The sequence below is a fragment of the Aestuariimicrobium sp. Y1814 genome (assembly GCF_050113895.1).
In the GTDB taxonomy this organism is placed as follows: domain Bacteria; phylum Actinomycetota; class Actinomycetes; order Propionibacteriales; family Propionibacteriaceae; genus Aestuariimicrobium.
In genome coordinates this window covers 1-15115 of sequence record NZ_JBNJRW010000010.1, presented here as the reverse complement: position 1 = coordinate 15115, position 15115 = coordinate 1, and the positions used below count along the sequence as shown (strand labels likewise).

The window sequence follows — 15115 nt, the reverse complement described above, 5'->3', positions numbered from 1 at the left end:
CCAGCAGCTGGCCGATCAGGTCGAGGTTGTTCCCGACCCAGGTCACGGGCTGCCCCCGGTGTCGCTGAGCAGCCCGACCGGGCGCCCCTGGGCATCGACCAGGACGGTGCGGCCGTTGACCTGTTCGGGGTGCAGGGTGCGCTCACCGCTGTCGAGGCCCACGAACTGGCGGACGAAGTGGTCGGCCGGAGCCGCCAGGATCTCGTGGCCGGTGCCACGCTGGGCCACCTCACCGCCGGGTTTGAGGATGATGATCTCGTCGCCCAGCAGCAGCGCCTCGGCGATGTCGTGGGTGACGAAGACGACGGTCTTGCCGATCTCGCGCTGCAGACCCAGCAGCCACTGCTGCAGGTCGCTGCGCACCAGCGGGTCGACCGCGCCGAAGGGTTCGTCCATCAGCAGGATGTTGGGGTCGGCCGCCAGCGCCCGGGCGACGCCGACGCGCTGCTGCTGGCCCCCGGACAGCTGGTGCGGGTAGCGGTTGGCCATGGAGGTGTCCAGGCCGACCAGTTCCATCAGTTCGTGGGCCCGGGCGCGGGCCTGCTGGCGGGCCACCCCGTTGAGCAGCGGCACCGTGCAGATGTTGTCGAGCACCTTGCGGTGCGGCAGCAGGCCACCGTGCTGCATCACGTAGCCGATGCGACGGCGCAGCAGCACCGGGTTGACCCCGGCGACGTCCTCGTCATCGATGAGCACCCGGCCCCTGGTGGGGTCGACCATCCGGTTGACCATCCGCATCAGGGTGGTCTTGCCGCTGCCACTCGAGCCGACCAGCACGGTGGTCGTGTGGCTGGGGATGACCGCGCTGAACTCGGCGACGGCCTGGGTGCCGTCCGGGTACTGCTTGGAAACCTGCTGGAACTCGATCACGGGCTGGCCCTCCTGACGGGTCTGCTGTCAACCCTGACACAGCAATCGGGGGCAGCGCAGGCCTGCATCGCTCTCGGCGGAACAGCAGTGTGCATCGACCGGGGCGACACCAGTCCCTGGGCGGCGAGTGATGCGCGGTCGATGCACACTGCTGTGCGCACCACCTTGAGCATATACCCCTAGGGGGTATAGACTCACGGTGAACGGAAGGAACGACATGAGCAACCACGGGCACGAGCACGAGCCTCACAGGCACGAGCACGGGCACGAGCACCACTCTCCGGCCGCGACGACAGCCACCCAGGTGCGACCCGGCAGCGAGTGGACCTGCCCGATGCACCCCGAGATCCGACAGGACGGCCCCGGTACTTGCCCGATCTGCGGCATGGCCCTGGAACCGGCCACCTATGACCCCGACGCGGGCCCCAACCAGGAACTGGCCGACATGCGCCGACGGTTCTGGATCGGCACGGCCCTCACGATCCCGGTGCTGCTGCTCGCCATGATCTTCCCGATGCTCGGCATCGACACCGGGCTGTCGGCGACCGCCAACCAATGGATCCAGTTCGCCTTGACCACCCCGGTGGTGTTCTGGGCCGGTTGGCCCTTCTACGTGCGCGCCGTGCAGTCGGTGAAGAATCGCTCCCTGAACATGTTCACCCTGGTCGCCATGGGTGTCACGGCCGCGTGGGCCTACTCCACGGTCGGCCTGCTCTGGCCCACCGCCTTCCCTGAGGCGATGCGCGTCATGGACGGACGACCCGAGCCCTACTTCGAGGCCGCCGCCGTCATCACCGTCCTGGTGCTGCTGGGCCAGGTGCTGGAGCTGCGCGCTCGCGAGTCCACCTCGGGCGCGATCAAGGCGCTGATGGACCTCGCCCCCGCCCAGGCCCGCCGGATCAATCCCGACGGCGCCGAGACCGACGTGCCGCTGGCCGACCTGGTGACCGGCGATCTCGTCCGGGTGCGCCCCGGCGAAAAGGTGCCCGTCGACGGCAGTGTGACCGAGGGGCATTCAAGCGTGGACGAGTCCATGGTCACCGGCGAGTCGCTAGCGGTCGCGAAGCAGCCCGGTGACGCCGTGGTGGGCGGCACCGTGAACGGCAATGGCAGCCTGGTCATTCGCGCCGAACGGCTCGGCTCGGAATCGCTGCTGTCGCGGATCGTGTCGATGGTGGGCGAGGCTCAACGTTCCCGGGCACCGATCCAGTCGCTGGTCGACAAGGTCTCGGCCATCTTCGTGCCGGCCGTCATCGCGGTCGCGGTGATCGCCTTCGTGCTGTGGCTGCTGCTGGGGCCCGAGCCGGCCCTGCCCCACGCGCTGGTGGTTGCCGTGTCGGTGCTGATCATTGCCTGCCCCTGCGCGCTCGGCCTGGCCACCCCCATGTCGATCATGGTCGGTGTCGGGCGGGCCGCGAAGGCCAGCGTACTGATCAAGAACGCCGAGGCACTGGAGCTGATGGAGCAGGTCGACACTGTCGTGGTCGACAAGACCGGTACCCTGACCCAGGGCGCACCGTCGGTGACCGTCGTCCAGACCCTCGCCGACCTGACCGAGGACGAGGTGCTGACACTGGCAGCCGGCGTCGAACAGCACTCCGAGCACCCGCTGGCCCAGGCCATCATCAACGGGGCACGCGACCGCGAACTAGGCGCACCGAAGTCGACCGGTTTCACCTCCGAAGCCGGCGGCGGTGTGCGCGCCGAGGTCGAGGGCCACACCGTGGCCGTCGGCAATGCCGACTACGTGTCAGCACCCGAACACGCCGAACAAGCGGCCGACCAGCTCCGGCGTGACGGGGCCACCGCAGTCCATGTGGCCGTCGACGGACAGGTGGTCGGCGTGCTCGCCATCGAGGACCCGATCAAGCCCAGCACCCCGGAAGCCATCAACGCCCTCCACGAGGCCGGCCTGCGCGTGGTGATGTTGACCGGAGACAACCAGACCACGGCCGAGGCGGTCGCCCAACGGCTGGGCATCGACGAGGTGCGCGCCCAGGTTCTCCCTGAGGACAAGGGCCGGGTGATTGAGCAGTTGCGCGCCGAGGGACGCCGGGTGGCAATGGCGGGCGACGGTGTGAACGATGCCCCGGCGTTGGCCACTGCCGATGTCGGCATCGCCATGGGCACCGGCACGGACGTGGCGATGGAGAGTGCCCATGTCACCCTGCTCGGCGGTGACCTGCTCGGGATCGTGCGGGCCCGGCTGCTGTCGCGTGCGACGATGCGCAACATCCGCCAGAACCTGGTCTTCGCCTTCATCTACAACGTGCTGGGCATCCCGATCGCGGCTGGCGTGCTGTACCCCTTCCTGGGTGTGCTGCTCTCGCCGATGATCGCTGCGCTGGCCATGGCCCTGTCATCGGTGAGTGTGATCACCAACGCGGCCCGCCTGAATCGGGTCAAGCTGGGGTCGTGACTGCGGGGTGGACTACCCTCAGGGGCATGCTGGCCCTGCTCTCCCCCGCGAAGTCCCTCGACGCCACCTCGCCGTTGACCACCCGCAAGCACTCCCAGCCGCGGCAGCTCGACGACAGCCAACGATTGATCGAGGTGATGCGCACCAAGTCCGTGCCCGAGGTGGCCGCCCTGATGGACATCTCGGACGAGCTGGCTGCGCTCAACGTCGACCGCTACGCCAGCTTCGAGACCCCGTTCACCACCAGCAACGCCCGGCCGGCGGCGCTGCTGTTCAACGGGGACGCCTACCAGGGCCTGGACGCGCGGCAGCGGTTCGACGAACGGGACTGGACCGAGGCGCAGAAGACCCTGCGGATCCTGTCGGGGCTCTACGGGCTGCTGCGCCCGCTCGACCTGATCCAGCCCTACCGCCTCGAGATGGGCATCGGGCTGCACACCGACGCCGGGCGCAACCTCTACGACTACTGGGGTTCGCGGATCACCGACCTGGTCCGTGACGACCTGGCTGCCTCACCGGGGCCGGAGGTGATTGTGAACCTGGCCTCCACCGAGTACAGCACTGCGGTCGACTTCGACGCCATCGACGCCCGGGTGATCAGCCCCCGCTTCGAGAACCGTGACCGGTCGGGGAACTGGAAGGTGATCTCCTTCCCCGCCAAGCGGGCCCGCGGCACCATGGTCGGTTGGCTGGTGACCGAGCGGGTCCGCTCGGCCCGGGCGATCACCGAGTTCGCCGAGGACGGCTACCGCTACGCCAAGGACGTCTCCACCCCCGACGTCCCGGTGTTCCGGCGCGACTGAGGCTGCCGGGCCACGACCCCGGCAGCAAGTAGCATCGCTGCCGTGATCATTTGGGCTGGCTGGGGCATCCTCGGCATTCTGATTCCCGGACTGGCTGCTGGTGTGATGGTGTGGCTGGGCGAGGCGCTCGGCGCCACCAACGACGAAACGGGCCTGTTCGCCGGCCTGGGCCTGTTCGCCGGTGCCGTCGGGGCGTTCCTGCTGGGCAACTGGCTGAACAAGACCCGGGTGCCGCAGGAGGCCGCGAGGCGACTGGAGCCGCGCCGCCAACAGCTGGACCAGATGGTCGCCGCCAACCAGTTCCAACTCGCCCCCGGCGCCCCGATGCCCAGCAGCTACGAAGAGGCCAGGGCCCAGTCCGACTACCTCTTCCAGGCCGAGCTCGAGGCCGCCGAGAAGCAGCTGCGCAACCGGCACACCCTGTTCTGGATCCCGATGCAGTGGGTCTCAGCCGCCCTCGGCGTGCTGGGGCTGTTCATCGCGATCAGCCAGCTGTTCTGAGCCTGGCCAGTCCCTCGGCGAGCTGTTCGGGCTCATGCCAGATGGGCAGCCGCAGCATCGTCCGCTGGGCTTCGTGGGCGGAGAAACTCGGCCCGGGAGCAAGCTTCACGCCCACCCGTTTGCCCTTCTCGGCCAGTGCCTGGGCGTCGGTGCCGGTGTCGATCCACAGCCCCGTCCCGCCGATCGGGGCGGTCCAGGCCCAGTCGGGGAAACAGTCGCGGACGACCGCCTCGGCGACCGGCAGCACCGCCGCCAACTGCTCGCGCCGCTCGCGGCGGGCCTCGTCGATGCTGCCCAGCAGGGCGACCGCGTAGAGCTGGTCCACCACGGCCGTGGCCAGGTCGGCGGCCTTGCGCAGTTCCACCAGGGCCCGGATGCGCGACTCGTCGGCCCGCACCCAGCCCACCCGGATGCCACCCCAGAACAGTTTCGACATGGTGCCGACGCTGATCAGCAGTTCAGGGTCGACCAGCCCGGCCAGGGTGCGCGCCGGTCCGCCGCGCAGGGTCAGGTCATAGGACGAGCAGTCCTCGATGGTCGGCACGCCGAGCGAGTTGATCGCTGCGGCCAGTTCACGGCGGGCGTCGGGGCCCGCGGTCTGGCCGGTCGGGTTGTGCACACCGGTCTGGCAGTAGACGACCGCCGGGCGACGCGGGGCAGCGCGCCGCAGCAACCCCGCGTCCATCGCCCCGCCGACCCTGGGGACCGCCTCGACATGGGCGCCGTAGGCCCTCAGCGCCTCGATGCCGCCGCGGAAGGTCGGGTCCTCCACCAACGCCAGGTCGCCGTTGCTGACCAGGTGGCGCACGGCCAGTGAGACCGCCTGCTGGCCGCCGGCGCTGACCATCACCTGCTGCGGCCGGGTGGCCAGGCCGTCGCGGGTGAGTTGTTCGGCGATGGCCTGGCGCAGCACCGGCAGGCCGGCCGGGAAGTAGCCGTCGGTGGCCAGGTAGTGGCCCAGGTCGGGTGGCCCGGCGGCCAGCACCCGGCGGGCCAGGCCCGAGGCGGGCAGGGCCCCGGTGGACAGGTCGACCACCTCGGCGGGGGCGTTGGTGAATGAGAAGAACCGGCCCTCGCCCAGGTGCATCGATTGGGCGCGGCCCGAGCGCACCCTCGTCCCCGAACCCTGCTGGGCGACCAGGTAGCCGCGGGCGCTGAGCGCGGCGAAGGCGGCCCCGATCGTCCCGCGGGAGACCCCGAGCGCCCCGGCCAGTTCACGCTGCGGGGGCAGGGTGATGCCGGGTGGCACCAGCCCGTCATCGATCAGTTGGCGCAGCGCCTCGGCCAGCGCGTCGGACAACCGTGGGGCGGTGTCGGCCCACGACTGCAGCAGCCGGCTGAGCACCGCGGCGTCCATGCGGGTGGTGGCCATGCCCCCGAGCATGCCACGGGTGGGCCACTTCTCGCAGATTGGCCCAGCAGCCATCGGGTCGGGCGGCCTAGCCTCGCAGTGTTCAATGACGAATTCCATGATCGGACAAGGAGGTCGGCATGGCGACAGTGGCATTGCTGGGCACCCTCGACACCAAGGGCGAAGAATGCCGGTGGTTGCGGGATCGACTGGCCCAGTACGGGGTCGAGACACTCACCATCGACGTCGGCTCGTTCTCGACCAGCGAGTTGGCAGACATCAGTTCGGACGACGTGATCCGCGCCGCCGGGGCGGACCCCGCGGCCGTGCGTGAGCGCCACGACCGTGGCGAGGTGATGGGCATCATGGGCTCGGGCGCCGCGCAGCTCGTCAAGCAGTTGGCGGCCGAGCAGAAGATCCATGGCTTCCTGTCCTTCGGCGGCTCCGGGGGTTCGTCGGTGGCGGCACCGGTGATGCAGGCCCTGCCGGTGGGCTTCCCGAAGCTGCTCATCTCGACCATGGCCTCGGGCAACGTGAAGCCCTACGTCGGTGAGGTCGACACCACCTTGATGTACTCGGTGGTCGACGTGGCCGGCATCAACTCCATCTCGTCAAAGGTCTTCGGCAACGCGGCCGCCGGCATCGCGGGCATGGCCAGGGCCTACGAGGCCCGGCTGGCCGCCCCCGAGGCCGAGGAGCACAAGCCCAACGTGGCGATCACCATGTTCGGGCTGACCACGCCGGCCGCCGACGAGGCCCGGCAGGTGCTGGAGGGCCTGGGCTATGAGGTGCTGGTCTTCCACGCCACCGGCACCGGCGGCCAGGCCATGGAGAAGCTGGTCCATGACGGGCTGCTGGCCGGGGTCTGCGACCTGACCACCACCGAACTGTGCGACGACCTGGCCGGGGGCATCCTGTCGGCGGGGCCGGACCGGTTGGAGGAGGCCGGCAGGGTCGGCCTGCCGCAGGTGGTCAGCCTGGGTGCGCTCGACATGGTCAACTTCGGCCCCCGCGAGGAGGTCCCGACCAAGTACGACGGGCGCAACTTCCTCGTCCACAACCCGACCATCACGCTGATGCGCACCACCCCGGACGAGATGGCCGAGCTGGGCCGTCGGATCGCCCGCAAGCTCGCCGCCGCGACCGGCCCGACCGAACTGTTCATCCCGCTGCGGGGGGTCTCGGGCATCGACATCGTCGACGGCCCGTTCTGGGACCCCGAGGCCAATGCCCGGCTCATCCACGAGCTGAAGGTGGGCCTGGAGGGCTCGGCGGTGGTCGTCCACGACGTCGACCAGCACATCAACGACGCGGGCTTCGGCAGGGCGATGGCCGAGGCACTGCACCGCCAGATCACTGATTCCGCAACCAACAACTGAGGAGACATCATGAGTCGCAGCGACATCCTGGCCAGGTTCCGCCAGCAGGTGGCCGACGGCAAGCCGATCGTCGGTGGGGGTGCCGGCACCGGCATCTCGGCCAAGTCGGCCGAGGCGGGCGGCATCGACCTGCTGATCATCTACAACTCCGGCCGGTTCCGGATGGCCGGGCGCGGGTCGCTGGCCGGGCTGATGTCCTATGGCGACGCCAATGCCATCGTGATGGAGATGGCGATGGAGGTGCTGCCGGTGGTCAAGCACACCCCCGTGATGGCCGGTGTGCACGGCACCGACCCGTTCCGGATCATGCCGCTGTTCCTGAAGCAGGTGAAGGAGGTCGGCTTCGCCGGGGTGCAGAACTTCCCGACGGTGGGGCTGATCGACGGCGTCTTCCGGGCGAACCTGGAGGAGACGGGCATGAGCTACGGGCTGGAGGTCGACATGATCCGGATGGCCCATGAGCTCGACCTGCTCACCTCGCCCTATGTCTTCGACACCGACCAGGCCAAGGCGATGGCGGCGGCCGGGGCGGACATCCTGGTGCCGCACATGGGCCTGACCACCTCGGGCACCATCGGGGCGAAGACCTCGATGACGCTGGAGGAGGCCGCCAAGCGGGTGCAGGAGCTGGCCGATGCGGCCCGTTCGGTGAACCCCGACATCCTGGTGCTGTGCCACGGCGGCCCGATCGCCAACCCCGAGGATGCCCAGTACGTGCTGGACAACACCGAGGGCGTGGTCGGCTTCTACGGCGCGAGCTCGGTCGAGCGGTTCCCGACCGAGACGGGGATCAAGGAGCAGACGGAGAAGTTCAAGGCGATCACCTTCACGAAGTAGGTCCGGGGCTGTGGTGGCCCGGCGATAAATCCCTTGCCGACTCCACGAAGCCCGGCCAGACTGGTCAGGTCAGACGGGCCGAAGGTTGTCGGTTATCTGGATCCGCAGGTTCGAGGTTCGACTCCTCGCCGGCCCCGGCCGGTAGCTCAACGGCAGAGCAATGGACTTCCCGGCGGCCACCACCATGCCTGTCTGACCCCATCAACCGCACCCGCGGGGGCGGGCCGAAGCCGATCGGTTATCTCTCCAACCAGGGAAGGTCCAGGAGTGGACCAACCGGGGAAACCCGGCCCATCCGGTCAGCACCACACGCCCGTCCCCGCTGGTGCCCGCCCATCCGAGGGCACCGGAAGGAGGAACTGACAATGATCGACATCCTGCGCACGCTGAACCTGCGCCGCACTCCCCAGAGCCTGAGCGCGGACCCGCGACAGGTCCCGAACTCGGCCGGTGGCCACACCTTCGAGCTGGACGATGCCGCGCGCCTGCGCCGGTTCCTCATCCTGGGCGTCGACGGCGGCACCTACTACGCCACCGACCACGCCCTGGCCTTGGACAACGCGGCCGTGCTCACCCGGATGGCGGTCAATGATCCTGCCGGGTTGGTCGATGTGATCGTCGAGGTGTCCACCAGTGGCGCTGCGCCAAAGCAGAACCCGGCGCTGTTCGCCCTGGCCTATGCCGCCTCGGTGCCCGAGTCGGCGGCGCTGGCGCTGGCGGCCCTGCCGCAGGTGGCCCGCACCGGTACCCACCTGTTCCTGTTCGCCGGCTACGTCGAGCAGTTCCGTGGGTGGGGCCGTGGCCTGCGTCGGGCGGTGGCTGGTTGGTACACCTCCAAGGACGCCGATGCCCTGGCGCACCAGGTGGTGAAGTACCGCCAGCGTGAGGGCTGGTCGCACCGTGACCTGTTGCGCCTGTCACACCCGGTCTCGTCCGTGCCGGCGGTGCGTGACACCTTCGACTGGGTCGTGCGCGGCACCGCCGGGGCCGAGCTGCCGCAGTTGGTGGAAGGGTTCATGGCTGCCCAGCAGGCCACCGATGTGCCCACCTGGGCACGGCTGGTGGCCGAGCACGGTCTGACCTGGGAGATGCTGCCCGATGCAGCCCTGCGCGAGCCGGGGGTGTGGGAGGCATTGCTCGACGCCGGGCTGCCGCAGACCGCACTGCTGCGCCAGCTGCCGAGGTTGACCAGGCTCGGGCTGCTGCCCGATCTGGGTGGTCACACCGACCTGGTCACCGGGCAGTTGGTCGATGGCGCGCGCCTGCGCCGGGCGAGGGTGCACCCGGTCAACGTGCTGGTGGCCCAGCGCACCTATGCCTCGGGCCGCTCGGCTCGTGGCGAGAGCAGTTGGGTGCCGACCACCAAGGTGGTCGACGCGCTGGACGAGGCCTTCTACGCGGCCTTCGGGGCGGTGGCGGCGGCCGGGCGCAGGATGCTGTTGGCGGTCGACGTCTCCGGGTCGATGGGTGCCATGATCTCGGGGCTGCCGCTCAGCGCCCGCGAGGCCTCGGCGGCCCTGGCCCTGGTCCAGTTGGCGACCGAGCCGGGCTCGTCCGCAGTGGGTTTCACCCGTGCGGGTGGCTGGGATGCCCCCACTGGCCTGACGCCGTTGGCGATCTCGCCGCGCAGGCGTCTGGACGATGCGCTCAGGGCGGTTCGTGCGTTGCCCTTCGGTGGCACCGACTGCGCGCTGCCGATGCTGCACGCGGCGCAGCAGGGCCTCGAGGTCGATGTATTCGTCATCTACACCGACAACGAGACCTGGGCCGGCAGCGTGCACCCGCACCAGGCCCTGCGGGCCTACCGCGAGCAGACCGGGATCGCGGCGAAGCTGGTGGTGGTCGGCATGACCTCCACCGGGTTCACCATCGCCGACCCGGACGATGCGGGCATGCTCGACATCGCTGGGTTCGACGCGGCGGTGCCGAACCTGATCAGCCAGTTCGCCCGCGGCTGAGCGGGGCCAGGCAGTCGAGCCTGACAAGCCCCGACGGGCTCCGGTCGCACCGGCTGCCCGGTCCCACAACTGGTGGCCCGCACCCCCGCAGCTGGCCGACCCCTCGGCTGGTTACCCGCCTAAATCACACTTGCCCCTGTTCCGAAACAGGGGCAAGTGTGATTGTCACGGGCAATTGGCTGTCGGGCGGGGTGAGACCGCCAGCAGCCAGCCTCCAATCAAAGGTCAGAGCCTCTCAGGGAGCAGTGACAGCGCTTCGATATGACGAGGCCGGACAGCAGCGAAGTGGCGTCTGTCGAGGGTGGCCACCTCGGTGATCTTCAGCCGCTCCGCAAGAGCGATGAGTGAGGCGTCCGTCGTGCCAAGACGCATGTCGTCGTACTGCCTTACGAGTTCAGCCATGCGCGTGAAGTCCACCCGGGTCAGATTGACCACCTCGAACGCTCCCTCCGCGATGCCTTCGAGAAACCCGGCCTCCAATTCGGGACCGCCAAGTCGATCGAGCAAATAGCCGACCTCGGCGACAACCGTCGCAGGGAGCAACAGACGTCGACCGGCCAGATGCAGACCGGTGAACAACTCGGTGCAGACTTCGTAGTGCTCTTCAGTTCGGAAGGCGGCCGCCACGATGGGTGCGGTGTCGATCAGAATCACAATCAGTGGCGGCCGAAGCCCTCGGCGAGCAACTCGTCGACGTGCGTTGCGTTGTCGGTACGCCCGTTCTTGGCGACTCCAGCACCGATCCAGGCGAACGCCTTCTCCGATGGAACCGGGCGCGGCTGAGTGCGCGACCAGACATCAGACAGCACCTGCTCGACCTGCTCCTCGGGGAGGCGGTCGATCAGCCGGTGCAGCTTCTCACGGTTCTCGGACATGGCCCAAGTCTAGGCGACGGGAATGCTGATGCTCGGTCGCCGAGCGGACGTTGACCAGGCCCGGTCAGGCCGCCAGTTCCTCCGCCACCTGATGGGCAGCCAGCCGGGCGAAGGCCCCACCGGCGGCCCGCAGCTGGGCCGGGGTGCCGATCTCGGCCAGGTGACCACCCTCGAGCACGACGACCTGGTCGGCATCCTCCACCGTCGAGAGGCGGTGGGCGATGGTCAGCGTGGTGCGTCCCTCGGCGAGCCGGTCCAGGGCGGCCTGCACCTCGGCCTCGGTGGTGTTGTCCAGGGCGCTGGTGGCCTCGTCGAGGACGAGCACCTTCGGGTTGCGCAGCAGGGTCCGCGCGATGGCCAGCCGCTGCTGCTCACCGCCGGAGAAGCGGTGGCCACGGGCACCCACGACCGTCTCCAAACCATCGGGCAGGCTGGCGACCAGGTCGGCGATCCGGGCCGATTCCAGAACGGTCCACAGCTCGTCGTCGGAGGCATCTGGCTTGGCCAGCAGCAGGTTCTCGCGCACCGTGGAGTGCACCAGGTAGGTCTCCTGGCTGACCACGCCGACGATCCGGGCCAGGTCCTCGGGGGCCAGGTCGCGCACGTCGATGCCATCGATGGTGACTCGTCCGGCGCTGGTGTCGTGCAGTCGCGGCACCAGTGAGCCCAGGGTCGACTTGCCCGAGCCGGTGGGCCCGACCACGGCGGTGGTGGTGCCGGCCGCAATCACCAGGTCGATGCCGCGCAGCACCGGCTCGCCATCGGCATAGGCGAACTCGACGCCCTCGAAGCGCACCTCACCGCGCACCTCGTCCAGGTTGATCGCCACCGGCTCGGCCGGGGCGGGCACCTCGGGGGTGAGGTCGAGGTACTCGAAGATGCGGCTGAACAGGGCCATCGCGGTGACCCACTGCACGCCGACGTTGAGCAGCCCCATGATCGGGCGGAAGATGGTGGCCTGCAGGGCGGTGAAGGCGACCAGGGTACCGATGGTCATGCCGCCCGAGGCGGCCGGGAAGCCGGCGGCCAGGTAGATCGCCGCGGGGATCGCGGCGAAGACGATCGACATCGTCGCCATCCGCCACTGCCCGGCGAGTTGCGACCGCATTTCGAGCCCGACGAGACGTTCGGACGAAGCCGTGAAGCGCGCACTGTTTCGTCCGGTACTGCCCAGGGTCTTGGCCAGGCGGATGCCGGAGACCGACAGCCCCTCCTCGACCTGGTTGTACAGCTCGGACAGTTCGCGCTGGCGGGCACTGGTGATGTCGCGGCGCAGCAGGGCGACGCGACGGCTGAGCCAGATCGAGGGCGGCAGCACCAGCAGCGAGAGCAGGGTCAGTCGCGGTGACAGCGCAACCATCGCGATGATGGTGGCGACCGCGGTGGTCAGGTTCGAGGCCACCGAGGTGGCCGTGGTGGTGACCACCGACTGCATGCCGTTGATGTCATTGGTCAGCCGCGACTGGACGTCGCCGCCGCGGGTGCGGGTGAAGAAGGCCAGCGACTGCTTCTGCAGGTGGCCGAACAGTGAGGTGCGCAGGCTGTGCATGACCCGCTGGCCCATGCGGGTGGCCAACCAGGTCTGGATGACCCCGATCGCCGAGGTCGTCGCGGCGACCGCGACCATGGCCCCGGCGAGCAGGGCGAGCAGGCTGACGTCCTGCTGGGGCAGCGCGGTGTCGATGACCGCGCGCACGAGGAAGGGCTGGGCCAGGCCGACCAACGACGAGGCGCTGATCAGCAGCATCACCAGCACGATGGTGAACTTGTGGGGGGCGAACAACGCGGCGACCCTGCGCAGGTCGACGGGGTGTTGCTTGAGCTGTGACTTGTCGGCGGCGCTGACCCGGCCGGGACCGCGAGTGGGTCCACCAGGTGCGACTTCGCCAGAAATGTGGGGGGTTGCCATGCGGCACCACCTCCTGGAGTGGAAGGCGTGGAACTGTTCACACGCATTGCTGAGGTTACCTCATTATGAGGCTGCACGCAAGTTGGGATAGGGTGGCGCCATGCCCGCCGACCATTCGCCGTTGTCACCGGGGGCCCCACGCGGGGGGACGAGTGATTCCCCGGGGGATCGGGGCCACTCCCCCGACCTGGGGTCGCTGCTGCACGCCACCTTCCGCGGCCTGCGCCACCAGTGGACCGAGCAGTTGGCCCCCTGGGGGATCACCCCCGGGCAGTGGCGGGCCCTGAGCACCCTGATGCGATCCGGCGGGGGGATGCGGTTGAAGGACCTCGCCGAGCGCCTGCGGATCGCCCCGCGCTCGGCCACCGAGGTCATCGACTCGCTGCAGGACCGCGGCCTGGTCAGCCGGGAGCCCGACCCGGCGGACCGGCGAGCGGTCATCGTGACCCCCAGTGACACCGGCCGCGAGTTGTGCGATGCGGTGCTGGCCAAGCGCCGCCAACTCTCGGACGAGTACTTCGCGCCCCTGGACGAGGGGCAGCGGGCCCAGCTTGCGCAGTTGCTGGGGCTGTTGGCCCGCTGAGCGTGCAGATCTTGCAGCCGTGCAAGGTTTGCTGGCGAATCTGGATCAATGACCTGCAGACCTTGCGCCTGCGCACGGCCTGCACGCACGGCTGCCTTCACCGCACGACACCAACACGCGTTTCGCGAGTCGGTTTGATCAATGCCCGCGACGCGCTCCGCGGCCAGTCCTCCGCCCTGCCGAGTATGCGGATACGTGCGGGCGCTGGCGCGCCAACCCAGGCGCGAGAAGTTGAGTCCCAGATAGTGGTGTAGCGGGGCGGCCCGGGTCTGGACGACAGGGCGGTCACCGCGTGATCCTCGAGTTCATCTCTCACAACTCACTCGAGAAGGACCATCACGATGACCGCTCCACACATTGTCGACCCTGCCCGCGTTCTTGGCGAGCTGCTTACCGAGGCATCACCGGACATGATGCGCAGTCTGTTGCAGACCATGCTCAACGCCCTGCTCAGTGCTGATGCTGACGCGGTGGTCGGCGCCGACTACGGCCAGCCCACCCCGGGCCGGGCCGCGCAACGCAACGGCTACCGCCACCGCGCCCTCGACACCCGCACCGGCACGATCGACCTCGCGATCCCGAAACTACGCACCGGCAGCTACTTCCCTGACTGGCTCCTGGAACGCCGCAAGCGCGCCGAGACTGCCCTGATCACCGTGGTCGCGGACTGTTACCTCGCCGGCGTGTCCACGCGCCGGATGGACAAGCTGGTCAAGGCATTGGGAATCGACAGGCTGTCGAAGTCCCAGGTGAGCCGGATGGCCGCCGAGCTGGACGAACACGTCGAGCAGTTCCGCCACCGACCCCTGGGCGAGGCCGGGCCGTTCACCTTCGTCACCGCGGACGCGTTGACCATGAAGGTCCGCGAGGGCGGCCGGGTCATCAACTCGGTGGTGATGCTCGCGACCGGAGTCAACGCAGACGGGCACCGCGAAGTCCTCGGCCTGCGCGTCGCCACCAGCGAGACCGGCCCGGCCTGGAACGAGTTCTTCGCCGACCTGGTCGCCCGCGGCCTGAGCGGGGTCCGTCTCGTGACCTCCGACGCCCACACGGGTTTGGTCGAGGCGGTCGCGGCGAACCTGCCCGGAGCGTCCTGGCAGCGGTGCCGCACCCACTACAGCGCGAACCTGATGGCCATCACCCCGAAAAGTCTGTGGCCCGCGGTGAAGGCGATGCTGCACTCGGTCTACGACCAGCCCGACGCCGATGCCGTCCACGCCCAGTTCGACCGGCTGCTGGACTACACCGCCGACAAGCTGCCCGAGGCCACCGAGCACCTCGATGCGGCCCGGGCCGACATCCTCGCGTTCACCCAGTTCCCCGTCGAGGTCTGGCACCAGATCTGGTCGAACAACCCCACCGAACGGTTGAACCGGGAGATCCGCCGCCGCACCGATTCCGTGGGGATCTTCCCGAACCGGGGCGCAATCGTCCGGCTCGTCGGCGCTGTCCTGGCCGAGCAAACCGATGAATGGGCCGAAGGACGCCGCTACCTCGGCCTCGAAACCCTCGCCAAGAGCCGCATGACCCGCATCACCAACCAGCCCGAACAGGAGACCACCATGCCCGCACTCGCCAGCTAACCCCGCCCCACAGGATCACCAACCGCTACACCACTACCCGGGACTTG

General features: G+C 69.2%; 13 protein-coding genes. 8 read left to right on the top strand and 5 right to left on the bottom strand.

Annotation, left to right across the window (positions count from 1 at the left end; translation table 11 throughout):
- Positions 1-42: 42 nt before the first annotated feature.
- The gene (locus tag ACQE3C_RS11645) at positions 43-870 is read right to left on the bottom strand and encodes an ABC transporter ATP-binding protein (RefSeq protein ID WP_434539352.1); all 828 of its coding nucleotides are present in this window, start codon (positions 868-870) and stop codon (positions 43-45) included.
- A gap of 217 nt (positions 871-1087) precedes the next feature.
- Between ACQE3C_RS11645 and ACQE3C_RS11640 the strand changes: the two genes are divergently transcribed.
- Genes ACQE3C_RS11640 through ACQE3C_RS11630 form a run of 3 tightly spaced genes read left to right on the top strand, consistent with a single transcriptional unit; the run spans position 1088 to position 4593 of the window.
- Positions 1088-3289 (top strand): copper-transporting P-type ATPase, encoded by a 2202-nt coding sequence (locus ACQE3C_RS11640; protein WP_434539351.1) that lies wholly within the window; start codon positions 1088-1090, stop codon positions 3287-3289.
- A gap of 26 nt (positions 3290-3315) precedes the next feature.
- Positions 3316-4092, top strand: a complete 777-nt coding sequence (gene yaaA / locus ACQE3C_RS11635) for a peroxide stress protein YaaA (protein WP_434539350.1) — start codon at positions 3316-3318, stop codon at positions 4090-4092.
- Positions 4093-4134: 42 nt separating this feature from the next.
- A complete protein-coding gene (locus ACQE3C_RS11630; RefSeq protein WP_434539349.1) occupies positions 4135-4593 on the top strand; it encodes a hypothetical protein in 459 nt (152 codons plus the stop codon).
- Here the strand turns inward: ACQE3C_RS11630 and ACQE3C_RS11625 are convergent.
- On the bottom strand, positions 4577-5965 hold the full coding sequence (locus tag ACQE3C_RS11625) for a PLP-dependent aminotransferase family protein (protein WP_434539348.1): 1389 nt from the start codon (positions 5963-5965) through the stop codon (positions 4577-4579). The genes ACQE3C_RS11630 and ACQE3C_RS11625 overlap by 17 nt on opposite strands.
- A 119-nt stretch (positions 5966-6084) precedes the next feature.
- Here ACQE3C_RS11625 and ACQE3C_RS11620 point away from each other — a divergent pair, with 119 nt between their 5' ends.
- From ACQE3C_RS11620 to ACQE3C_RS11610, 3 genes are all read left to right on the top strand, one after another.
- Entirely contained in the window at positions 6085-7323 is a 1239-nt protein-coding gene (locus tag ACQE3C_RS11620) for a Tm-1-like ATP-binding domain-containing protein (RefSeq protein ID WP_434539347.1), read from the top strand.
- A 9-nt stretch (positions 7324-7332) separates the two neighbouring features.
- A complete protein-coding gene (locus ACQE3C_RS11615; RefSeq protein WP_434539346.1) occupies positions 7333-8160 on the top strand; it encodes a phosphoenolpyruvate hydrolase family protein in 828 nt (275 codons plus the stop codon).
- A gap of 365 nt (positions 8161-8525) precedes the next feature.
- Positions 8526-10118 carry a TROVE domain-containing protein gene (locus ACQE3C_RS11610; RefSeq protein ID WP_434539345.1) on the top strand — a complete coding sequence of 531 codons (1593 nt, stop codon included), beginning with the start codon at positions 8526-8528 and terminating at the stop codon, positions 10116-10118.
- 225 nt (positions 10119-10343) lie between these two features.
- On the opposite strand, the gene ACQE3C_RS11605 is transcribed toward ACQE3C_RS11610, so the two are convergent.
- The 3 genes from ACQE3C_RS11605 to ACQE3C_RS11595 all read right to left on the bottom strand — a co-directional run bounded on the left by ACQE3C_RS11605 (position 10344) and on the right by ACQE3C_RS11595 (position 12902).
- Entirely contained in the window at positions 10344-10772 is a 429-nt protein-coding gene (locus ACQE3C_RS11605) for a type II toxin-antitoxin system VapC family toxin (protein WP_434539344.1), read from the bottom strand.
- A 2-nt stretch (positions 10773-10774) separates the two neighbouring features.
- A complete protein-coding gene (locus ACQE3C_RS11600; protein ID WP_434539343.1) occupies positions 10775-10993 on the bottom strand; it encodes a hypothetical protein in 219 nt (72 codons plus the stop codon).
- A gap of 64 nt (positions 10994-11057) precedes the next feature.
- Positions 11058-12902, bottom strand: a complete 1845-nt coding sequence (locus ACQE3C_RS11595; RefSeq protein ID WP_434539342.1) for an ABC transporter ATP-binding protein — start codon at positions 12900-12902, stop codon at positions 11058-11060.
- Positions 12903-13002: 100 nt separating this feature from the next.
- Between ACQE3C_RS11595 and ACQE3C_RS11590 the strand changes: the two genes are divergently transcribed.
- Positions 13003-13485 (top strand): MarR family winged helix-turn-helix transcriptional regulator, encoded by a 483-nt coding sequence (locus ACQE3C_RS11590; RefSeq protein ID WP_434539341.1) that lies wholly within the window; start codon positions 13003-13005, stop codon positions 13483-13485.
- Positions 13486-13826: 341 nt separating this feature from the next.
- Entirely contained in the window at positions 13827-15068 is a 1242-nt protein-coding gene (locus ACQE3C_RS11585; protein WP_434539340.1) for an IS256 family transposase, read from the top strand.
- The last annotated feature ends 47 nt before the right edge of the window (positions 15069-15115 follow it).

What these genes read in the sequence shown, in the direction of transcription:
- ACQE3C_RS11595 (WP_434539342.1), bottom strand. Translation starts at nt 12,902, where the DNA reads ATGGCAACCCCCCACATTTCTGGCGAAGTCGCACCTGGTGGACCCACT.
- ACQE3C_RS11610 (WP_434539345.1), top strand. Translation starts at nt 8,526, where the DNA reads ATGATCGACATCCTGCGCACGCTGAACCTGCGCCGCACTCCCCAGAGC.
- ACQE3C_RS11625 (WP_434539348.1), bottom strand. Translation starts at nt 5,965, where the DNA reads ATGGCCACCACCCGCATGGACGCCGCGGTGCTCAGCCGGCTGCTGCAG.
- ACQE3C_RS11620 (WP_434539347.1), top strand. Translation starts at nt 6,085, where the DNA reads ATGGCGACAGTGGCATTGCTGGGCACCCTCGACACCAAGGGCGAAGAA.
- ACQE3C_RS11640 (WP_434539351.1), top strand. Translation starts at nt 1,088, where the DNA reads ATGAGCAACCACGGGCACGAGCACGAGCCTCACAGGCACGAGCACGGG.
- ACQE3C_RS11615 (WP_434539346.1), top strand. Translation starts at nt 7,333, where the DNA reads ATGAGTCGCAGCGACATCCTGGCCAGGTTCCGCCAGCAGGTGGCCGAC.
- ACQE3C_RS11600 (WP_434539343.1), bottom strand. Translation starts at nt 10,993, where the DNA reads ATGTCCGAGAACCGTGAGAAGCTGCACCGGCTGATCGACCGCCTCCCC.
- ACQE3C_RS11590 (WP_434539341.1), top strand. Translation starts at nt 13,003, where the DNA reads ATGCCCGCCGACCATTCGCCGTTGTCACCGGGGGCCCCACGCGGGGGG.
- yaaA (WP_434539350.1), top strand. Translation starts at nt 3,316, where the DNA reads ATGCTGGCCCTGCTCTCCCCCGCGAAGTCCCTCGACGCCACCTCGCCG.
- ACQE3C_RS11585 (WP_434539340.1), top strand. Translation starts at nt 13,827, where the DNA reads ATGACCGCTCCACACATTGTCGACCCTGCCCGCGTTCTTGGCGAGCTG.